The following is a 22,976-nucleotide window of genomic DNA, read 5'->3' as shown; positions in this document are numbered from 1 at the left end:
TCTCCTTACTTTTCTGTAAAACTGCTGTTAGAAAAAACCGTATTACAGAACTTTTTTCTCCAAGTGAAAAAGGATCGGTTGCTATCTGAGTGGACACGGTTGGTTAGAATGATTAAAGAGCTTTGCCGAGCTGGATCATGCCACATGAACGTTCCTGTAAACCCTGTGTGTCCAAAAGCTTCCGGGGAAATTACTTCTCCTCCAGAACAGGAATGCAGCTTTTGCTCCATTGTGCCGCCTGTGGAAGAAGCCTCCCAGCCTAATCCCCTCGTAGGTATCATTGAACTGGTTTGGAGCCCTGCAGATAAACGCTTTAATACGGGATCAATAAAGTCTGAATTCGGCTCAGACCAGACCTGCATATAACAGTGCAAATCATTGACGGTCGAAAATAGACCTGCATGACCGCTCACCCCGTCTAATCCGTAAAAAGCGTTACAGTCATGAACGGTACCAACAATAACTTCTGTTCTCCACTTTAATTCCTTTAATTCCTCAGGTGTAAAAGCATAAGCGCCTTTAGGAAGAGTGTTTTGCTTAATCTCTTCTAAATAAGAGAGACCCATTTCCCTTTCGATTCTGTTGCCTTGTTCTGTAGCTACAATAGAATCAATTGGTGTGCCTCTTTCAAGTGGAAGATATCCTGTTTGGCTCATTTTCAATGGTTTATAGATTAACTGCTGTGTTAATGAAGTCAAATCCGTATCCCATACTCTTTCCAAAATGAACCCGAGCAGCATAAAACCTAAATCACTGTACACTACCTGTTTTCCAGGCGATCCTATCAGCGGTTCTTGCGATATAGCATTTATATACTCAGATCTGCCCTTATAGCTGATATAGTAAGGCCGCCATCCCGGAAGACCTGAGGTATGTGTAAGCAGATGAAAAATAGTAATTTGTTTCTTGCCCATGGCATCTTGGCCGGTGCAAAACTCGGGAATATATTCTTCCACGCTATCAAAAAGGAGCAGCTTCCCCTCTTGAATACTAAGTAATATTGCCGGTAAGGCAGCTGTAACTTTTGTAAGTGAAGCAAGATCAAAGACGGATTCAGAAGTAACCTGCTTGGCTTTTGTGCCATAGCTGTGATTTCCCGCTGTGGCTGTTTGAATCTCCAAACCTGCCTTACTTACACTCGCAATACCGCCCGGAAAGAGCTTTTCCTGAATGCCGTTTTTAAGTCCATCTTCCATTAAGGCTGTAAGCTGATTCACGATTCTTCCCACCTAACTTCCCTATTTGCTCTGTTGATTTGGGTCGAGCAGATCCCGAAGAGCGTCTCCAAATAGATTAAATGCCAAAATGGTCATAATCATCGCGACACACGGCCAAATGAGGAGACCTGGAGCCAATTCCATATATTGTCTTGCTTCAGAAATTAAGCTTCCCCAGGAAGGATCAGGCGGCTGAATGCCGAGTCCAAGAAAACTCAGGGCTGATTCAGTCAGGATCGCTCCAGATATGGCCAGAGTAGATTGAACAAGCAGAGGTGCATTTACGTTAGGAAAAATTTCGCGAAAGAGTATCCATCTGGTGCTTGCACCGATAGATTTTGCGCTCTCTACATATTCTAAATTCTTTATACTTAAAACAGCGCCTCGTACAAGGCGTGTAAATACCGGGATATTAACAATTCCAATCGCTAATATAGTGTTTAAGGTACCAGGTCCCAATGCCGCAATGACTGCCAACGCTAGTAAAATTTCCGGAAAGGCAAATAAAATGTCCATTACACGCATGATCGCGCTATCTATCCATCTGCCAAAATATCCGGCAATCAGGCCTAATAATGAACCAAAAAATACACTTATTGCCACAGAAGTCAGACCGACCAGCAATGATACCCTCGCCCCGTAAACAATTCTGCTAAGCATATCTCTGCCAAATTCATCTGTACCAAGCATGAAGCTGGCTGAACTTGTTTCAAGACGATTCTCATTAAACATTTTATTTGGGTTATGCGGGGCAATTACTGGAGCAAAAATAGCCATAAGTATAATCAATAGAATAATAATTAAACAGATGACTGCTGTTTTATTATTAAGCAGGCGCTTCCCTAAATCTGCCACTGTAAGGCTCCTCCTCAATATTTGATTCGTGGATCAATCCATGTATAAATGATGTCTATTAAGAAATTTACAAATACGAAGACAACTGCAATAAACAGAACGCCCCCTTGAACAACTGGGTAGTCCCTCTGTTGAATGCCTTCCAGTACAAATTGACCAAGTCCCGGAAGAGAGAATAACTGTTCAATTATGACTGCTCCTCCCAATAGATAACCAATCTGCATGCCGGCGATGGTTAGGACTGGTATCGCCGAGTTGCGCAATGCATGGCCAATGACGACTGCTATTTCACTGTTGCCTTTCGCCCTGGCAGTGCGAATGAAATCCTTGTTCAATGTCTCCAAAAAAGCTGAACGCGTCATCCTCATAATACCTGCAGCAAGGACGATGCCCAAAGTGATTGCTGGAAGAATCAGAACTTGAAATGCCGCGATCGGGTCTTCCCAGACATTGACAAAGTCAATTGGCGGGAACCATCCAAAATAAAGAGATAATCCAAGCAGCAGCAGAGTTCCTACAGCAAAATTCGGTACGGAAATTCCCAGCATTGCCATTAATCTGCCAACAATATCAAACACGGTGTTTGCTTTTACTGCTGATATTATGCCAATTGGGATAGCTATAGCCCATCCGATAATAGCTGCAAAGAATGTAAGCTGGACTGTAACTAAAAACCGACTTATAATTTCAGGCAGAACTTCGCTGCCAGTATTAACTGACACCCCAAAGTCACCTGTAAAAACTCCGCTAATCCATTTAAAATATTGAACTACTAAAGTATCATTCAAACCCATACTTTCTCTTAATGCCGCAATGGCCTCCGGTGTAGCGCTGGTACCCAGCATGATTGAGGCCGGATCTCCAGGAACTATATGCAGAATCAGGAACACAAGTATAGAAATGCCAAAAACTATGGGTATGAGTGTAAGTAAGCGATTGATAATATAACGCCCCATTCATTTCCCCCCTGTAATGGAAAACACAAGCGGGTAGTTTTTTATTTCTACCCGCAATGTCTTACTTATTTTAATGAAGCATTTAAAAGGGCAACCGATTCTCCGGCAACCGTTGGTTCAAAACCTTGTACCCTGCCGGATACAGCGTAGAAATTCATCGGTGATGCAAGGAATAGATTAGGATTTTCTTCAGCTAGAATAGTCTGAGCCTGGTCATAGTAAGTTTTCCGCTGATTTTCATCATTAGTCTCTAATGCTTTCTGAACGATAGAATCAAACTCTTTGTTTGAGTAGTTCCATACATTTGCAGAACCTTCCGTTGAGAAGAAATATCTTGTTGAGCGATCAGGATCAGTTCCTGATGTGTTACGGCCTACCAGTAAATCTGTGTTTTTCGATTTCCACATTTCAATATACGCGCCCCACTCAAGCTGTTTAATTTGCGCATTAACGCCAATTGCTTTTAATTGTTCTTGAATAACCTGTGCGGAATCAATCATATCCGGGTATGTAGATGCAGTGTAGATTGTTGTATCAAATCCATCCGGATATCCAGCTTCAGCTAGTAAACTCTTTGCTTTATTAGTATCTTGCTTGTAGCCTGGAAGTTTGCCGGCATCCGTAGCCCACTGCTCGGCAGCTGGTGAAATAGGTCCAGTCAATGCTGCCTTCCCTTTCCATACAGTATCGACAATTGCCTGCCGGTCGATCGCAAAACTGATAGCTTGTCTAACCTTTACATCATTAAAGGGCTTTTTAGCTGTGTTAATTCCTAAATAGCTATATTCCATTGATTGATACCCTTTAACTTCTACATTTTTAGCTTTTTCCAATAGGGAGGCCGTGTCTGCACTGATTGATGCAACATCAACTTTCCCTGAACGTAATGCTGCTGTACGCTGAGACTCGTCTTTCATAATGTTAAACTTTATTGAATCTACTTTTACTCTATCTTTATTGTAATAATCCGGGTTCTTCTTTAGGGTAACAAACTGTCCTGCTTCCATCTTGTCCAGGATAAATGGCCCTGTACCTACAGCTTCAGTGTTTAAGTCTTTAACTTCCTTAGGAACAATGGCCGCAGAGGCAACAGATGCATTATTAAGGAATGCTGCATCAGGTGCTGATAAATGAAACACAACAGTCTGAGCGTCCGGTGTTTCAATCTTGGCAATACTGCTAAAATAGGATTTTACAGTTGAACCAGTGTCTGGATTTAATATTCTTTCAAAACTGAATTTTACATCTTCTGATGTCATTTCCCTTCCATTATGGAACTTGACACCTTTAACCAAGTTGAAAGTAATTGATTTTCCATCCTCACTGATATTCCATTTTTCGGCCAGTGCAGGTACAATTTTCATTTCTGAATCCATATGAACCAATCTGTCATAAATCAGTGAATACACTCTGACGCTTGAAGCGGCTGGAGTTTTGTGTGGATCTAATCCGACCGGATCCTGATCAGAAGCAACGATTAGCTGTTTTTCGCCATCTTTACTTTTAGTTGATGAAGATGAGGATGATTCTTTACTGCCTCCCGTACATGCAGACAAAATGAGCATTAACGTTAACAAAATTGCCAATCCAAGTTTTTTTCTCATAAATCGGACCCCTTTTTTTTAGTAAAAACAATTTTTCCAAAAGATTAATGTATTTATAAGATTAAAAGCAGATATTGCCTAAAATAACCGGGTGTTTTGCTCCGGTAACTTCCGGCAGGTTGCTGGGACGGCCCATCAAGGTTTCATGCCCCAAAACTGCGAAGGCAACGGCTTCTTTTGCATCATCCGGCACTCCGAAATCACCGGCTGTTTTCACTTCTATCGAAGCTGGAAGGTATTCTTTAATCATTTGCATTAATGTTTTGTTGTACGTTCCGCCGCCTGAAATAATAAGCTCTGAAATCTCTGCTGTGGGATAGACAAATTGCTTATAAGAATTAGTAATGCTTTTTGCCGTCAAAGCTGTGGCAGTTGCTATAATGTCATAGAATGAAAGATTCCTTCTTTCTCCCTCGGACAAAAATTTCTTCGCATACAATACCCCATAGTCTTCACGGCCAGTACTTTTAGGCGGTAATTTTTTGAAAAAGGGATCTTCCAGCATTGAATCCAATAGTTTATTATCTACTGCTCCCAACGCTGCTATTTCCCCTTCAGAATCATACTTTTGCTGCCCAAGTGAATGAAGGCTGACAAGAGTATCGATCACCATGTTTCCAGGCCCTGTATCAAAAGCAAATACTGGTTGTTTGGATGTTTTGGCCGGTAAAATGGTAGCGTTTCCAATTCCGCCTATGTTTTGCAATATTCTACCTTTATCATCCGAGCTAAATAATAAGGCATCCATGTAAGGGACTAAAGGGGCACCTTCTCCACCTGCAGCCATATCCCTCGCTCTGAAATCACCAATAACCGGGATCCCCGTACGCTCTGCCAGAACCGATAAAGAGCCAATTTGCAATGTAGATTTCACATTAATGTCACCTTCAGGCCCGGGAAAGGAGACCGGAGAAGGAGCATGCCAAATGGTTTGTCCATGACTGCAAATAGCATCTACATCAGAAGCAGATATATTGTGCAAAGAAAGTAAGCGTTTTACCGCAAACGCATACCATTCTGAAATCCCTGAATGCATGATAACTAAGTCGTCTAATTTAGCCGTCTCGACTGAACAAAGATTCAATATTTGAGTTCTTAACTCTTCGGAGAAGGGCACATAAAGAAAGGCCTTTAATTTAACTTCTTTGATTTCTCCAACATCATTTGTACAAATTCGAACTAACGCTGTATCGATTCCATCTAAGGACGTACCTGACATGATTCCAATTAAATTGTGCTCATTTCTTTCTTGATAGGAATTCAAAGGGTGAGCTTTATACAATATTGAACCGTCCTTTCTTTAGATTGATTAACATATCCATTGTTGTTAATTCTTGTTAGCTGCATCAAAGCATGTAATATAATTTCATAATTACATAATAAAACGTTAAACTTTATTACATCCTTACCATCAATTTATAAAATGTTTTGAAAATTGTCAATTACTTTTTTAATAGTACGAAAATTTTTGCCACAGCATTATAAAATAGCGTTTTACTTTAACTTAACAGTCTAATTCATCAAATTTGTAATCATACATTTATGTTCCCAACACAACACTTGAACGGACATATGAAATAAGCCATTAGCACTTATTGACACAATAAAAGGCGGAGTGAACGAGGGCTAATTCCTAAGATTTTACATATTACTCAGATAATTTTTCTTATACTGAAAGATTGATGCAGCCACAGAAAAGAGCAGAAAATCAAAATGATTTCCTGCTCTTTTGAACTTATAACACGGATTGATAAAACCAAAATCTTTTATCAAGAATTGAAGCAATTCAGTTCCATTATTCAAAATTAAAGTCATATCGATAAGTGAGTATTGGCTAAAATTAGCGATGAAAAAGTCGTTTTCAGCTGCATGATCAAGTTTTCAGCTGAGAAATCGCTGCAGGGAATATTATTTTGCCCGTCACATGGGTGTTAATTATAGCCGCCATGGACATATTCGAATTAAACTATCAGAAACTCAGAATAATTGAATTACATTTATCCATTCAAAAATTTACTTTATTTAATTCCTTGTCCGCGGAAAATTCTAAAAAGCAATTCGCCAATTTTAAATATATTAACCGACCGGTTTGTTATAAAAACTGTGTACAGAACATATTAGCAAATTATAAGATTCTCTTAGAGAGAAAATATAGATAGGAAACAAGCCCCTCAAATTAGTACATACCAGATTCTTTAATATAAGGGAGATAGAGATATGAAATCAGCACCGATTTCCGCCAAGGAAAGGATAGTGACAATCGATATTATCAGGGGTTTTGCATTATTGGGAATTTTCCTGGTCAATATGCCCGCCTTTCATTCACCTGTTTTTCTTGTGACTTATCCAGAATATACAGGAGTGGATTATTGGCTGGACCTTTTCCTTCAATTATTTGTCCAAACTAAATTTTATACTATGTTTTCTTTTTTATTTGGGCTAGGGTTTTACATTTTTATGAGCCGGGCAGAACAAAAAGGGTTGAAGACTAAGCGTCTATTTTCCAGAAGATTATTTGCCTTATTTTTATTTGGAGCACTTCATTTAGTTTTTTTATGGTTTGGGGATATATTGCTAACCTACGCTTTAACCGGCTTTTTCCTGCTATTATTCTATAAACGTAAAACGAAAACACTGCTGATCTGGGCGTTCAGCTTATTATTTCTGTTCCATGCTTTTGTTTCGATTCAATTTTTTTTGCCCGAAGAAATAATGAAGGATTCAGAAGCAGCAGCGGAACAAGAATTAAAGAGCCAGCTCCCGGAATACGTTGATTTTTATCAGCATGCACAATACACAGAACTTGTTCGCTTTCGGTTCAAGGAAGAAATTATTCCAATTTTAGAGAATCAGCCCTTTGTTATGATTACGGTGCTGGGAATGTTTTTGTTTGGGCTTTATGCAGGAAAAAGGGGTATCTTTCAGCCAGGTACGACACACCTTCCTTTGATAAAGAAAATTTGGCGGGTATCCATAACCCTTAGCATTCCGCTTGTTATTCTTTTAGCCGCCTTTAAGTTAAACGCGATAGAGTTAGGACTATATAAAGAACCCGCCGTTTTTCTATTTACCAGCTTAAGCGGGTTAACATTGTGCTTTTTCTATATTGCTTCATTGACATTGCTTTTGAAAAAGAAAAAGTGGCAGCAGCTTCTCCGTCCAATCGGTTATACCGGACAGATGGCTCTGACCAATTACCTTTCCCAAACGATTGTATCCCTTTTTATTTTTCTAGAACTAGATCTTTACGGGAAAGTCAGCCTTGTCACAGGAACATTCCTGTGCCTTCTGATATATGCGTTACAAGTGATCTTTAGTTATATATGGATGAAGAACTTTAGATTCGGCCCTTTTGAATGGATATGGCGCTCATTAACATATGGATATTTTCAAACTATGAAAAAAGATAATAAAATAACGCAAAATAATATTTCCTAATGTTAAATAACCCGTTTAAAACTGAGGGTGCTGAAAAACTTACGTTTTTTTAATGGCAATAGTCTTAACAAAAAAAAAGACGACTCACATTCAGATTTTTGAATGGAAAGTCGTCCCTTTTTCACTTATACCGTGCGAGATTTTTCAACTCATTAGCTTAAATTTTCTTTTCACGTTAATTGTGAAAATTGCCATGGCCCCTTGTAATTTCATGCCAATTAGACCCGAGGATGACGCAACATCATACCCGTGCCGGTGTTTTAATTCGCTATTTTTTGCTTCTATTTTGTAGCGTGTAATCATTAAATTAGATGTACATAGGGAACAAGTAAAATTTCAAGAAAGTGACTATTTTAAAGAGAAAGCAAAAATAACTTTTACTCTTCGCTCCTTCTTTATAACAACCATCTTTGAAAGGGCAATATTTGCATTTTTCTACATCAAAATAATAGTGTCAACTGATTTTTGCCTACACTTTTTTACCTTGTCGAGCTCTCCTTATAGCCATATGGCCTGCCTTACAGACATCACATACATTCCAGCATCTTTATTAAATTCAAATTTATCTTCTTTTTTTCGAAAGCCTTGTGTTACAGAAGGATTTAATTTCTCCACTAATGTTATCTCATTATTTGTAGTGTATTCAATATTTCCCTTTTCGGAGTATGCTGCATCACCGATGACTGTTTTAACTTCCATTCCAGCTTGGATGCTTTTACAATTAGCGTTTCTGATTGCATTCCATCATTCTTTGCACCTGTCGTTACCGTGGCGGCAGTGATAATTCGCTCTTCACTCATGGCAAGGTGAGTTTTATATCCTAAAAATGCAGAATCCGCACTTTTATGTCCTACTTTTGCATCTTTATCTTTTGATAACTGTAATTGATCAACATCGTCCGCAACCGTCTCTTTTAGAAGGTTTAACTGTTTTTTAACTTTTGGATACTGAACAAGAGCTTCTTCCTTTTCAATAACATCAATGAGATCTTGGCAATAAATAATTTCATCTCCAACACATCAGTTGTCGTTTTGGAAGGGAACTACTTTTTCATCCCTTGTCTATTTTATAGATCGTTTTTCTCAGCTTTTTGGAACAGTCCATAAGGACCTCTTTAGGAGACTGATGATTATTGCGTGCTTTCGTATGGGTGGCATCCACAATTATGGAATTACTTTTGATGATTTCCTTTTCAATAGCTATTTCAACGGTTTTATTAATGAGCAGGTCTAAAAGATTGGTATCCATTAATCGGAGCTTTCGAAATTTAGTTAATGAGATTGGATCAAATACTTCCTCTTCCGGAGCCATGTGAAGAAATTATTTAAACGACATATCATATTTAGAACGTTTAACCAAGTCAACACCGGATAGGTCATGTACAGACTTGAGGAATGGATATTTGAACATGCGAATAGGATCGATAGCATTTCGACCGTTATCATGACAATAATTATCCATAAGTTCATCATAAACAAATGATAAATCAATCAGCTCATTAACTTTCGTAACATGTTATCTTTGGGAACAATTTAACCATAGAGTTGCATAAATGGACTAAAGTTTATTGATGTCTGTTCTTGTATCACCTTAAAACCACCCAATCAATTTTGATAATGTAATTATAAAACAAAAAGAGTAGGATTCCTCAAAATATTTGAGAAATCCTACTTTTATTTTTTTAAGGACTTTTTCAGTGCCGTCGTAAAATTACATGGTTTTTTTATTTTTAATCATAATAAAAAAAGAATTTCTAGTTCCCTAACCATGCCCAAAACTCTTCTATTATCTCAGTAAGGGAGATTACAATCATGAATCTCATAATGTTCATCAAATTAAGCAAATGAAAACATTTAATTTAGGAAAAGCCTCTCTCTTTTTCCCTTATTTTCTTTTGTTTTTTAATTAAGTCTCCTTAACGCATCATAGTTGTCAGTATTACAAAAAATCAATTTCACTATTGTTGCGACTAGAATAACCATGTTTAACACTCTTTTGCACTTTTGGTTTTCTTAGAAAAAAAGAATTCTGATAATTCAATATTTATTGACTTTTTAATTTTTAGGTTATACAATTGAATTGTAAATGTAGGTTGTTGGACATCATTAGTTGGACGTATTTTAAATATGTTTTTAGTTTACAGTGGAGGTGTTGAAAAATGTGTTACCAGAATCAACAATTCGGAGTTCAAGATTTAATCATTCATTTAGCAACCTTTTAGTAAGCGATTACATAACGGAAGTAATCGTTACATTAGCATTAAAATTGGGTAAAAATAGGAGGAATATAAATGGTCAAAGTTTATGATAAAAAAAGAACATTGAATGAAATTATTACAGCGGTAGGTCAATATTCAATCAATCTAAACCATTATAAAAATGAGAATTGGGAGAATGGAGTATTAATTGATGGCTTGCTCTTTAATGCTCGTCCAGAATATCAGGACACCGTATTAAGTATCGTTAATCACGCTGTTGCTACCCAGGATTCTGATGGCCAACTGGCATTCAGTCTCATTATTCCTGGTGATCCTGGTGATGCGGTTGGTCGTTGGAGCGGTCGTTCTACCATAACGGGTACCGTACATTCAACTCCGCTTGGCCGTGGAGTTCTTTGGGCATACAAACATACTGGCGACAAACGTTATCTTGAAGCGGCTCAAAGACAATGGGAATATTATAAGAAAGTTGAACGAACTTCCAATGGAGCTTTCGTACATCGGGAAGAAGCACCTGAGCTATGGTTAGACACAGTATGGTTTATTTGTCCGTTTTTTGCCGAATACGGTAAGATAACAGGTGATACGTCAGCAACCCAAGAGGCCGTGCGACAAATTGTTACTCATGCGGAATGCCTACAAGAAAATAACGGTCTGTTCCGTCACGTCTGGTGTGAACGGCCAAATTATTTCCCTCAAAGCAAATATTGGGCTCGGGGTATGGGCTGGGTCACAGCAGCTATTGTAGATGTTTGGGAACAGCTTTCCCCTGAAGACGCATCACGTGAACAAATTGGAAAAATATTACTAGATTGTCTTGAAGCATTACTTAAATACCAAGATACTAGTGGGTTTTGGCGTAATATCCTTGACGACCGTCATGAGTCACTAGAAGCTTCCGGAACTGCAATGTTTGCTTACTCTATTAAAAAGGGTCTTGATTTAGGCATATTCCAGGGTATGAGATTTGAGGAAGCTGCTAAACGAGCTATGAACGCTATCTCGGCCGTTGTACAGCCTAACGGTGCGGTTGGTATGGTGGCGCTTCCGCCTGGAGGTCCAAATGCCCGTATTGGAACAACAACTTATGGGCAAGGATGGTTTCTTCAAGCAGCAAGCAGATTCAACTAGAAATTAACTTTGTTAATATTTAGTGTTATTAGTATTTTGAAGAATTCTCTCAATTTAATAACTTTAATGAGATAAAAAAAAGCCGGTCTCCATAATAATTGGAAAGATCGGCTTTTGACATTTTCCTAGAAAAAGCTAGTTTTTACTATGTTGCTGGTTTATTAAAATTAATTATCAGATCTATTTTTAGGGGATGAAGCAATTTTTTGTGCGACACCGGTTACATTTAACTTCGCCTCTTCGATATGATCCCTCATTGCTCCGAAGGCCTTTTGTGAATTTCTCTCTTTAAGTGCATTGATGATATTAGAATGAGCTTCTACGGACGTTTGTGGATTGGTAGTAGGTGAAAAAACGTTCTTACGATAATCTTTGAGTGCAGGGACAATACTTGTATAAAACAATTCTAATATTTCGTTCCTGCTAACCTTAAAAATTTTAAGATGAAAACTTTCATCTAATATGACAATATCATCTATTTTTCCTGAATTTACAGCACCTATATATTCTTCATGAATTTCCTCGATTTCTTTAATCTCATTCTCCGTTATTTTTTGAGCTGCAATAAATGCCGTATATGGCTCTAAAGTCATCCTTGCCTCAAGTAATTGATGAATTTGAAATTCATTTTTTTGAAACCATTCTAAAAAAGTCCTTTCATAGAAATCAGTAGGGTCAATTACAAATACTCCTTTACCTCTTTTAATCTCAATATACCCTTGTGCTTGAAGAGTAATAAAAGCTTCTCTAACTGTATTTCGACTAACTCCCAGCATCGAACTTAATTGAGTTTCTGTCGGTAATTGTTCTCCGACATTTACTTTACCTGACGTGATAAAATCTTTGATTTGTTCTAATACCTCTTCAGAAACAGAAGGTCGAGACAATTGATTGAACATATACTCACCCGTGTTTATTATTTATATTTTTGGTAAGGCATTTTGATATATTATTATTCACATATAGGATGTCCAATAACCATTCTATTTAATAATATATTAAACTTACATCCCAACGTAGTCAAATAACTTCAGTTAAGTGTTCTTAGTAAAGAAGCCGATTTTCTAGATGTAGAAAATCGGCTCAAATTGATTTTTATCGTTTAATAAAAATGGTTTTGATAGCAGTAAAAAATTCTTTTGCAGCCTGGCCTTGTTCACGAGAATGCGAACTGGATAGCTTCATTCCACCAAATGGGGCTTGAAGTTCCACCCCAGCTGATTCCGAATTAATGCGAAGAAGTCCAGCATCAACTTCATTAATAAAAGATAATATATTACTGATATTTGTCGTGAAAATTGATGCACTTAATCCGTATTTAACATCATTCGCAATATCTAAGGCATCCTCAAGTGAATCAACCTTAATCAGAGCAAGCACGGGCCCAAAGATTTCTTCCTGAGCGATCTTCATGTTGCTCTTTACATTGTCGAAAACAGTTGGTTCAACAAAAAAGCCATTTCTTAATTCTTCTGCATCACACTGCTTTCCACCATGGAGGATTTTCGCTCCTTCTTGTATTCCCTTTTGAATAAAGGATAGTACCGAGTTTAATTGGTTTTCACTTGCGCAAGGACCCATCCATGTGTCACTATTTAGTCCATTACCTACTTTTAATTCCTTTATTTTATTCAGAAGCTTCTGTTTAAATTCGTCATAAATACCGGAATGTACTAGGACTCTGCTGGTGGCAGTACATTTTTGTCCAGTAGAACGAAGCCCTCCCGATATGGTTGCTTCAACTGCAAGATCCAAATCTGCATCTTCTGCAACAATTACTGGGTTTTTCCCTCCCATCTCTAGTTGATACTTTGCACCGCGGGCCAATGCTCCCTCTCCAACAAGTTTTCCAACCTCATCTGAACCTGTGAAGGTGATACCATTAATATAAGGATGTTCTACTATCCCTTGCCCGATAATAGCTCCACTGCCGGTGACCATATTGATAACACCTTTAGGCAAGCCTGCTTCTTCAAAACATTGAATAACTTTTGTTGCCGTGACAGCAGTCTCTTGAGCTGGCTTAAACACAACAGTATTTCCATAGACAAGAGCTGGAGCAATTTTCCAAAGAGGGATAGCAACCGGAAAGTTCCAAGGAGTGATGACTCCGACGACACCTATAGGTACCCTAGTAGTAAACATTAATGCTTCATTGTCTGTAGATGGAATTACATCACCTATTGATCGCATTCCTTCACCCGCAAAATAACGGAGGATTGCCACTCCACGTAGAGTCTCCCCCTTTGCCTCAGATAAGGTTTTACCCATTTCTCTTGTCATTACCTCAGCTATGTCATCAGCATTCTTCTCAAGTTGACTAGCAACTTTATATAGATATTCTCCTCTAACAGGAGCGGAAAGTTTTTTCCACTGCTTATGGGCTTCTTTGGCTGAGTAAGTAGCTTGCTCTAAGTCTACTATTGAGGATTTTTGTACGTAACCAATAATATCAAACTTATCAGCTGGATTTATGCTAGCCTCAACATGCTCTGTAGTAGCATTTTTCCATTCTCCATTAATAAAGTTTTTATACGTTTTTATTAAAGTTGATACGATAAAGCAACACCCCTTACAAGTTTTTTCTTGCCGTTTTAAATAAAATTTGGTCCTTATAAATTTTTTTATTGATCAAAGATTTAATATACTACTTGGATCGCAAGGAGCAAAATGGTTTACTCCATCCGCATCCGCTTCATATATCCGATATACATCATGACTGTGAAAATAAGAAGCACGACAACCATAGCACTTGCATAACCAGTCTCAAAAAACTTAAAGGCATTCTTATGTATTAAGAGACTAGTGGTTTCCGTACTATTCCCAGGTCCTCCTCCAGTCATAATCATTATTTCATCAAAAATACGAAATGCATCCATTGATCGTAGGATAATAGCAGCAACTATTGTGTAACGCAGCATCGGCAGTTTGACATACCATAAAATATGGTACCATTTTGCCCCATCAACACTAGCTGCCTCATACAAATCACGCGGAAATACTTGCAGTGCGGAAATAATTAAAAGAAACATAAATGGTGTCCAGTGCCATATATCAGTAAGTATTATGCTGTATATCGCCCTATCTGGATCTGTAAGCCAACCTTCCCCGAATATATAAGACATTGGACCGAGAGTATCGTGAAAGAGAATATACCATATAGTCCCAACTACAGCGGGGGCAATGACCATAGGAATCAATAATAGTGTTTTATAAATGTTTTCCCCGCGAAGGCCTTCGTCTAAAATCAACGCAATACATAAACCTAACATGAGTTCAATTAACACAGCCACTACTAAAAAGAACATGGTCGTAGTTAAGGAATGTAAAAAACTTTTATCTTGAAAAATATATAAAAAGTTTTGGACACCAACAAAGGTGATCGGTTCGCCCTTTAACGGATTCCAAGAGGTAAAGCTTAGAAAAACAGTGAATAGAAGCGGTATAAATTTCCAAACAGTAAGATAAATTACAGCGGGTGCCAGGAACAGCCACAAATATAGCTTGGAATTATCACGAGAGCTCTTTGTTCGCTTCTTACTAACGACCGTATTTAATTCTTGTAGATTTTGGATGCTGTCATTTAACTTCGCCATCTTAATCTAATCCCACCTTTTTAGAGAGGGCAAATTGCCCAGCCCTCTCTTCTCTTTCTTGGATATTTAGCTATTTGGTATATCCTGATTGATTAAATAGCTCCTCAAGTTTTTCCTGCGCTTCATCAAATGACTCCTCAACAGGTTTACCAGCGAAGGCTTCTGATAGGCTTGTTGCACCAATGTCAATAATTTTAGAGTATTCAGGGAGACGAATATGTTGAAATGCATAGACGCCTTGGCCACTTAGAGTCTGCTCTACAGTTTTTAACCCTGGGAATCTGCTTAAAACTTCAGGATTTTGCATTACTGATTTAGTTGGAAATAGAGGATTACCGGCTTTGAATAGGTTGTCAGGACTATGAAGGGCCCATTTTTCCGTTACCGCTTTATCAGTGATCCGTTTTAAAAACTCATATGCAACTTCTTGATTCTTAGACTTTGAGTATACACCCATAAAATTAGTTGAAAGCACGGTTGCATTAGGACGATCAGCTTGTTCCGTAGGTAGAAGAGCAAAGTCAAATTTCCCTTCAATTGCTGATGATTTCGGATCACCTAGATACAAAGTTCTACTATAGAATTCAATAATCATTGCTACGCGTCCTTTGTCGAATTCGGCCATCGACTCTCCACTAGTCATATTTATGTGACCGGAAGGCATGAAATCATTCAATCCCAAGTAGTACTTTCCTGCAGCGATGTTTTCTGGTGAATTCCAAAGTGGTTTCATTGTATTTGGATCATAGATATCACCACCGAAAGCAACCATATAATTAAGGTAATCATGCCAGAGAAAATCTGCTACCTTATTGGAGTGGGACGTTCCGTAAAAATCGGTTTTAAGCACTTTCCCTGCTAACTTTTCTCCTTTTTTCCTAGTGAAGAATTCTGCTATATCTCTAAATTGTGTATAGGTCTTTGGCACAGCAAGCTCATATCCATACTTAGCTTTAAAGGCAACCTTTTCAGTAGGGTCATCAAATAAATCAGAACGGTAAACTAAACCATTTGTATCCGCCATAATAGGAATGCCGTATTGTTTTCCTTCAAACTTTGATTCTTCCAATGGGTTCTTAGTAAAATCATCAGGATTATATCCCTCTGATCCAAACTTCTTGTTAAGGGATTCTATAGATTCAAGGGCCCCTACTGTTGCAAATTCAGGGATTTGTTTTGTATCAATATAAATAAGATCCCAAGTCTTTACACCAGCCATAGTATCCGAGACAATTTTGTTTCGATGGTCTGCATACGTATAAAATCCAGTATTTAGATTGATCCCCATTTCATCCGCTACTTCTTTGGCGTATTTTCCCAAGTATGTTTCCATGAAGTCCCATTTAATACTTGCTATGTTTAAGGTGACTCCCTTATATTTGCTATCCCCTTTCTTCTCTTCCCCAGATGAAGAATTTGAGCAAGCTATCACTGAAAAACAAAATACAATGGTTAATATAAGAATTAAGAATCTACTAAACACCTTTTTCATTAGTACTCCCCCTTAATATAAGTAGTTAATTTTTCACTTTGAACTTTAAAGGGCTAATAGAACTGACTAGTGATTATCCCTTTACAGAACCTGCCATCATCCCTTTTACTAAAAACTTATTTAATAGCAAGAAGAAAACTAGCACAGGAAGTAGAGTAATTATTCCGAGCGCTGCGACCGACGCCCATTGAATCATTCCTTCTGATTCAGTAAACGCCATTAGCGCTACTGGTAATGTCTTTGCTTCAAACGATGTCAATGTTAGAGCAAACAGCATCTCGTTCCAGTTATAAATAAAAGCTAAGATACCGCTTGCTATTATTCCAGGTGTAGAAAGGGGTACAACAATTTTTGTGAACATCTGCCATATTGAACAGCCATCCATTTTGGCTGCTTCTAGCAATTCTTGTGGGATTTGTTTCATGAAGTCATTTAATATCCATACAATTAACGGTATCTGAAAAGCAGTGTATGGCAGTATTAAACCTGTGAGAGTATCAGACAAACCCGCTTTACTTACCGCCATATAAACGGGTATAAGTGTTGTAATAGGAGGAAACATTCGTGTTAGTAGTATAAGAAAAAGTAATGTTTTTTTCCGCCGGAATTTAAAATTAACAAAAGCGAAGGACAGCATAGTCCCAAGAATCAACGAAGCGATTGTAGAAACAGAAGCCACTATCAAACTATTCATTACATTGTCGGGAATGGAACTGAAAAGAAACATCTTTTTATATTGATCAAAATTTGGCTCGAATATAAATCGTGGAGGCACTTCGAGAAGCAACGCCTCTGGTTTTACCGAGGTTAGAAACAAGTAAATAATTGGGAATAGTGTCCAAAGTAGTACAGACCATATGGCAATATATTTAATTCCTTTTAGTGACCATGTGTACTGTCTCACAGTCGCACTCCTTTCCTTTTTGAATGCAGCCAGTTACATATTTTCTTTGGGTAGTCAAACTTGCTTTGCAAATTGAGAGAAATTTTTATTCTCGGATACTCTTAAGTTAATTCCGTTGTCACTCTTAGTAACAATAATCCAATTAAGCCAGTTTTCATCATCCTTTTGCGGTTTATCCTCGCGATAATGACTTCCTCGGCTTTCCTCTCTGGTAAGAGCTGCATTTGTAATTATCTCTCCAACCTCTAGCATATTTTCCATCTCTAATACCTTACGAATATCTGAACTGTTTTCCACTTTTACATATTTGAGCTCCCTTCGAAACTCTTCAACTGCCTTTAAATTACTATTTAAACCGTCCTTGCTACGGTTAACTATTAGGCTCTCCCACATTACATTTTGAATTTCCTTAAATAACGCTTTAGGTCTTACTGAACCATTCTGCTTTGATATAGCATTAATCCTCTGTTCTTCCTCCATTGCCAATTGCATTGCATCTTCAAACGCAAGAGTTTTAGTCCTTCTCCCCGCCTGTTCCCCGGCAATCCGTCCAAAAACCTGCGATGTCATTAACATTTGCCCTCCAGGACGATCAGCTCCATGAGGTCCAGCAGCACCTTCTCCTGCAGCAAACAATTGTTCTACCTTTGTCTCAGCAATTTCATTAATTCTCATGCCCCCATTGAAAGCGTGGCCAAAAATAGATATTTCCAGAAGTTGTTTATTCACATCGATATTTCTTGAAAGAAGCCAGTGTTTAAGATGTGGCCAAAGGCTAGACAACTCGGTTCCAGTGCCAAAATCTCTACTTTCACACCTGCTATAATCTAAATAAACTCCTCCTCTTTTAGTACCACGACCCAGCATTATCTCTTTTTTTATTGCGACATCCATATGAAAAGAGGAATGACTGGTTGAAAAAGGGAAATATGTTCCTCGATCTGTAAAACATTGCTCTACAGTCATGCCAGTAGGCAAATACTTTTCAATGAATTCTTCGTTGTTGCCGTTAAGTATTCTTGGCATCACAGGCCAAGCCCATGGATGCAGAATGTTTCGGAATGGATGGATAAAACCGGCACCTGCTTGAATATACTCCATATTCATGAGTTCTGCACCGGCGCGGTAACCCAATGAGTAACCATCACCTGTCATTTCAACGGTATTCATATTAAATTTAAACAGTTGTCCTGCTCCACCTGTTCCTAGGATAACTGCCTTAGCTTGAATGTATATCAGTTCGTTTCTATTTGTATAAATCGTTGCACCTATGACCCTGTTTTCTTTTACCAATAATCTAGTCACCATACTATGATCAATCACACGGACACCATTCTTTAAAACATGTTCCATAAGAGACCTAACGATTGGGATACCATGCTTTTTTAGAATGTGCATACGAGGCTTACTGGTAAATTCACTATGCACCTGTTGATAAGATCCATCCTCATTTCGTTCAAATCTTACTCCATAGTCTTCAAGTTCTTTAAAAGCCCGAACACTATTTTCTACTAAAACCCGAACAATACTGGGATCAGCCATTCCTCTTGATGATGAGACAATGTCCTGAAAGAAAACATCTGGATTATCCTCCGGATCTGTATAGCCGTTCGCTGAGAGAAACCCACCTAATTCAGCTATGCCTGAAGCAGTAGCTCCACAATAACCAAACTTGCCTTTTGTAACCAATAGTACGTCTGCACCTTGGTCCCGTGCAGCCAATGCTGCTCTTAAGGCAGCACCTCCACTACCTACAATTAAAACGTCACATTGTAATTTCTCTATGATTATCCCCCCAAGGTATTGTTAATTAGCAATATTTAAAAATAATAATAGTCTTATAATTATTAATAAACTACGCTATTTATAACTGAGAATCCTGCTTCAACAAGACGTTGGCGAATAAGCGCTTTCTTTTCCTCTGTCGGTGGTAATATAGGGCTACGAGCTACACCGGCTTTTCTTCCAAGTAATTCGATTGCTGTTTTCGCAAGATAAGGCATATCTGGTCCTTGTATTGACCTCCAAACCGGAAGCAATCTATCGTGAACAGCCTTTGCTCCCTTATGGTCTCCGGCTTGAACCTTATAATATAAATCTAATGTAGCTTCTGGTACAACAGCTAACATACAAGAAATAGCTCCATCGACACCAAGACAAAATGTGGGATACAAAAGATCATCAATTCCCGTAGTGATAGGAACCTGTTCATGCAATTCTGCCATCATATCAGCCACTTTATGCATATCCCCTCCGCTTTGCTTAATTCCCAATACCCAAGGCACACGATTTATGATTTCTTTCATAGATTGAACATCAATGTCTACCCATGGAATTACGTTATAAATTAAGATTGGAAGCTGAACTGCTTCGCCCACTCTTTGAAAGTGCTGAACTAAACCGTCCGTTGTAGGTGACCATAAATAATGAGGTGGTGTCAATTGTAGAGAATCTACACCTGCGTCTTTTGCTGCTTTTGCTTTCCGAATTGCCTCCGCTGTTGTATCAGCGATAATTCCACCAATTACTTGCACTCGGCCCTGTACTTGATCTACGACAGTTTTGCATAGCGTAAAAATCTCTTGCTCAGAAAGCCCTGCTCCCTCACCTGTACTTCCACCAACGCATATTCCATGGACACCTGCTTGGATTAAATATTCGGCTTCAGATTGAATAGCCTGAATATCAAGCTCTTCTGTATGGGGGATAAAAGGGGTGACCATCGGGGGAATAATTCCATTAAGATTTAATTTAATACCGTTATGCGTTTTCATTTTCATCTCTCCTTAAAATCTGATAATAAGTCTTTGGTACATATAACAAAGGTTCTTCTATTTCTGTTGATCTAATGATATTGCAATTTTTGCAGCTACACCATGAATGTCTGACTTGGCACCTTCAATGTGATTCATCATGGCTTTATAGGTCTTACTTGAATCTCTTTCTCTTAATGCCTCTACAATACGATTATGAGCATCTATTGAGGCCGATGGATTGGATGGTGGAGAAAAAACCTTCATGCGATAATCATTAAGAGCTGGATTTACATTTGTATAAAAAAACTCCAGCAATTCATTTCTGCTAGCTTTAATTATCTTAAGATGAAAGATTTCATCGCCTGCCACTATATCTTCAATATTTGCTCCAATTTGAATCAGCCTTTCATAATCATTTGAGAGATTTTCCAACTCTTTGATTTCTTCATCTGTGATTTTTTGAGCGGCAAGATAAGCTGAATATGGCTCCAGGGTCATTCTAACTTCAAGCAATTGTTGAATTTTAAACTCATTTTTTTGAAACCACTCAATAAATGCTCGTTCGTATACATTGGTTGTATCTACAACAAAAGCTCCTTTGCCCCTTCTAACCTCAATGAACCCTTGTGCTTGTAATGTAATAAAAACCTCTCTGACCGTATTACGGCTAACGCCTAACATTGAACTCAACTGGGTCTCCGTAGGTAATTTCTCACCCACTTTCACGTTGCCTGAAGTAATGAATTGTTTTACTTGCTCCAATGCTTCTTCTGTTACAGGGGCTCTAATTAATGGGTTAAACATGCGAGAGTGCCTCCTGATATATTTATTTTTAACAATTCTGCTTCAAATCTTGATTGATTTTAGAGATAAAATCATAGATTTGGTAGCAAACCCAAGCCCCACCATCAATATTTCCTTGCGACCTCTTCCCAAGCCAGCTAGAACGGCCAATTTTGGATATCATAGAGGATGTTCCTTCCGCTGAATTTTTGGCAATTACAGTCGTTTCATTAAGTATTTGGCTAAGGTCATCCCCTCTTTTTACACCATCACTAAATGCATGTAACGCGGGTATGAAGGAATCTAATATTGTCTTGTCTCCCAACTTCGCACCCCCGCGTTGTTGAATCTCAGCTGCCATGTTCTCTTGAATGGTGATCCAGTCTTCCAAATTTAATTCTTTTTGTTGATCCTTAATGGATCTCCCAGCAGAGATAAGGGCCGAGGCGATCAAAATCCCCATAGTCGATGGCGCCGCTTTCCGTATTTGCTTCCCTCCAACCTCCAACCACTCTTTAACTGAATTGCAACGTTCTGCACTTTCTGCTAATGCTTGCGCAGCTAAATGCATTGTTACTCCTAAATCGCCATCTCCTTGTGCGCCATCCAATTCATTCCACTTATCTTTATTTTCCTCAGTAAATTTGACCATTAATGTACTAATTTTATTAATATTCATTTTTAAATCCCCCCAAATTGTTTGAAAAAAGGAGAATTTGCTTCTGCATCCAAATACTTTTTTAATTCTTCATCTATTTTCAGTAATGTTATTGAACATCCCGCCATATCCATTGAAGTTGCATATTCCCCTACATATGTTTTATAAATATTTATGTCACGCTCTTGCAAAAGGAGGTGAACCTCCCGATTTACAATATACAATTCTTCTAAAGGAGTAGCTCCAGAGCCATTGACAAGTACTGCTACTTCATCACCTGCGCTCAGAGATAAATCATCAGTTAGATAGTGGATAATTTCTTCAGCTATTTCGTTAGCGGTCCTTAACTTTGTCCGTTTAATACCTGGTTCGCCGTGAATTCCCATCCCCATTTCCATTTCATCTTCATCCATTGAAAAAGTAGGCTTACCTGAAGCTGGGATTATACAGGAAGATAGAGCTACACCCATTGTAGCTAGATTAGTAACTGTTTTCTCGGCTATTGTATACACTTTATCTAATGGCTCATTCGCCTCCGCGCAAGCTCCAGCAATCTTGTAAGCAAAAAAGATTCCTGCAACTCCCCGTCGATTTTTCCAACTTTCCCTTGGGGCAGACGCTACATCATCGGAGACTCTGATGCTTTTTACCACAATCCCTTCTTCCTCCAACATTTCAGAAGCTAAATCAAAATTCATTTTATCGCCAAAATAGTGGCCATATAGCAGGAGAACCCCTTTTCCCCCATGAATTTCCTTCGCTACATTGAACATTGCATCAGCACTAGGCGAACTAAAAACATTCCCAACTGAAGCACCATCTGCAAGCCCTTTGCCAACATATCCAAGGAACACAGGAAGATGGCCCGAACCACCACCTGTTGCAATAGCTACTTTACCATTGACAGGTATATCAGCCCGTACAATTCCCCTCTTTTCACCCTCAGGAAATCGAAACTGGTCGGGATAAGCTAAGATGATTCCTTCTAAAGTTTCATTTACAAAATCCATGGGGTTATTAATAATTTTCTTCAATTAAGTTACCTCCCGGTTATTGCCTAAGTAAGAATTCTTCCTCTTCACTTTTATTATTTATGTATGAACCCATGTAGTAAGTAAGCGATTACATACCAGTCTACTAAAATAGATTTTTGAGGTGGACCACAACTACCTTAGTCGAATAAACCTCCCCCCCCCTTAACATTTTTAGAATGTCTTATGAATTACATCCAACCAATGATGTCCAACAACCTACATTAACTATGACTTATTTTAATTAATACTTTTCGAATTGTCAATATATATTGAATTATCTGAAATAATTAAGATTTTCTAAAACTTTTAATTGAGGAGTTTTAGCAATGCACTT

General features: G+C 38.3%; 17 protein-coding genes and 1 pseudogene. 2 read left to right on the top strand and 16 right to left on the bottom strand.

The window, feature by feature from the left end:
- Positions 1–5: 5 nt before the first annotated feature.
- From CVD28_RS19060 to CVD28_RS19040, 5 genes are all read right to left on the bottom strand, one after another.
- On the bottom strand, positions 6–1,217 hold the full coding sequence (locus tag CVD28_RS19060; protein ID WP_101595221.1) for a serine hydrolase domain-containing protein: 1,212 nt from the start codon (positions 1,215–1,217) through the stop codon (positions 6–8).
- Positions 1,218–1,238: 21 nt separating this feature from the next.
- Positions 1,239–2,072, bottom strand: coding sequence for an ABC transporter permease (locus CVD28_RS19055; protein WP_101595217.1), 834 nt, complete (start codon positions 2,070–2,072; stop codon positions 1,239–1,241).
- Positions 2,073–2,086: 14 nt separating this feature from the next.
- Complete coding sequence (locus tag CVD28_RS19050) at positions 2,087–3,028, bottom strand: ABC transporter permease (RefSeq protein ID WP_101595214.1); 942 nt, start codon at positions 3,026–3,028, stop codon at positions 2,087–2,089.
- 65 nt (positions 3,029–3,093) lie between these two features.
- Positions 3,094–4,632, bottom strand: coding sequence for an ABC transporter substrate-binding protein (locus CVD28_RS19045; RefSeq protein ID WP_101595210.1), 1,539 nt, complete (start codon positions 4,630–4,632; stop codon positions 3,094–3,096).
- Positions 4,633–4,693: 61 nt separating this feature from the next.
- Positions 4,694–5,914, bottom strand: coding sequence for an anhydro-N-acetylmuramic acid kinase (locus tag CVD28_RS19040; RefSeq protein ID WP_257985920.1), 1,221 nt, complete (start codon positions 5,912–5,914; stop codon positions 4,694–4,696).
- Positions 5,915–6,849: 935 nt separating this feature from the next.
- Here CVD28_RS19040 and CVD28_RS19030 point away from each other — a divergent pair.
- Complete coding sequence (locus CVD28_RS19030) at positions 6,850–8,070, top strand: DUF418 domain-containing protein (RefSeq protein ID WP_101595203.1); 1,221 nt, start codon at positions 6,850–6,852, stop codon at positions 8,068–8,070.
- A gap of 144 nt (positions 8,071–8,214) precedes the next feature.
- On the opposite strand, the pseudogene CVD28_RS19025 reads toward CVD28_RS19030, so the two are convergent.
- A pseudogene (locus CVD28_RS19025) lies at positions 8,215–9,602 on the bottom strand (IS1182 family transposase).
- Between the two features lie 758 nt (positions 9,603–10,360).
- Between CVD28_RS19025 and CVD28_RS19020 the strand changes: the two are divergent.
- Positions 10,361–11,419, top strand: coding sequence for a glycoside hydrolase family 88 protein (locus CVD28_RS19020; protein ID WP_101595201.1), 1,059 nt, complete (start codon positions 10,361–10,363; stop codon positions 11,417–11,419).
- A 167-nt stretch (positions 11,420–11,586) separates the two neighbouring features.
- Here CVD28_RS19020 and CVD28_RS19015 read toward each other — a convergent pair whose 3' ends face one another.
- From CVD28_RS19015 to CVD28_RS18970, 10 genes are all read right to left on the bottom strand, one after another.
- Positions 11,587–12,318, bottom strand: a complete 732-nt coding sequence (locus tag CVD28_RS19015; protein WP_101595199.1) for a FadR/GntR family transcriptional regulator — start codon at positions 12,316–12,318, stop codon at positions 11,587–11,589.
- Positions 12,319–12,514: 196 nt separating this feature from the next.
- Positions 12,515–13,978, bottom strand: coding sequence for an alpha-ketoglutaric semialdehyde dehydrogenase GucD (gene gucD, locus CVD28_RS19010; RefSeq protein ID WP_101595195.1), 1,464 nt, complete (start codon positions 13,976–13,978; stop codon positions 12,515–12,517).
- A 116-nt stretch (positions 13,979–14,094) separates the two neighbouring features.
- Positions 14,095–15,015, bottom strand: a complete 921-nt coding sequence (locus CVD28_RS19005) for a carbohydrate ABC transporter permease (protein WP_101595192.1) — start codon at positions 15,013–15,015, stop codon at positions 14,095–14,097.
- Between the two features lie 70 nt (positions 15,016–15,085).
- On the bottom strand, positions 15,086–16,507 hold the full coding sequence (locus CVD28_RS19000) for an ABC transporter substrate-binding protein (RefSeq protein ID WP_101595188.1): 1,422 nt from the start codon (positions 16,505–16,507) through the stop codon (positions 15,086–15,088).
- A gap of 73 nt (positions 16,508–16,580) precedes the next feature.
- On the bottom strand, positions 16,581–17,411 hold the full coding sequence (locus tag CVD28_RS18995; RefSeq protein ID WP_101595185.1) for a carbohydrate ABC transporter permease: 831 nt from the start codon (positions 17,409–17,411) through the stop codon (positions 16,581–16,583).
- Positions 17,412–17,465: 54 nt separating this feature from the next.
- Positions 17,466–19,169: an FAD-binding protein gene (locus CVD28_RS18990; protein ID WP_257985924.1), complete on the bottom strand. Its 1,704-nt coding sequence runs from the start codon at positions 19,167–19,169 to the stop codon at positions 17,466–17,468.
- 89 nt (positions 19,170–19,258) lie between these two features.
- Positions 19,259–20,185 carry a dihydrodipicolinate synthase family protein gene (locus CVD28_RS18985; protein WP_180954225.1) on the bottom strand — a complete coding sequence of 309 codons (927 nt, stop codon included), beginning with the start codon at positions 20,183–20,185 and terminating at the stop codon, positions 19,259–19,261.
- 57 nt (positions 20,186–20,242) lie between these two features.
- Positions 20,243–20,971, bottom strand: a complete 729-nt coding sequence (locus CVD28_RS18980) for a FadR/GntR family transcriptional regulator (RefSeq protein WP_101595176.1) — start codon at positions 20,969–20,971, stop codon at positions 20,243–20,245.
- 28 nt (positions 20,972–20,999) lie between these two features.
- Positions 21,000–21,629 carry a dihydroxyacetone kinase subunit L gene (locus CVD28_RS18975; RefSeq protein ID WP_101595172.1) on the bottom strand — a complete coding sequence of 210 codons (630 nt, stop codon included), beginning with the start codon at positions 21,627–21,629 and terminating at the stop codon, positions 21,000–21,002.
- A gap of 2 nt (positions 21,630–21,631) precedes the next feature.
- The gene (locus CVD28_RS18970; protein WP_101595168.1) at positions 21,632–22,642 is read right to left on the bottom strand and encodes a dihydroxyacetone kinase subunit DhaK; all 1,011 of its coding nucleotides are present in this window, start codon (positions 22,640–22,642) and stop codon (positions 21,632–21,634) included.
- Between the last annotated feature and the right edge of the window lie 334 nt (positions 22,643–22,976).

Source organism: Bacillus sp. M6-12, from assembly GCF_002860285.1.
In the GTDB taxonomy this organism is placed as follows: domain Bacteria; phylum Bacillota; class Bacilli; order Bacillales; family DSM-1321; genus Peribacillus.
Note: the sequence above shows the minus strand (reverse complement) of the source record. Positions and strands in the feature narration are given on the sequence as shown.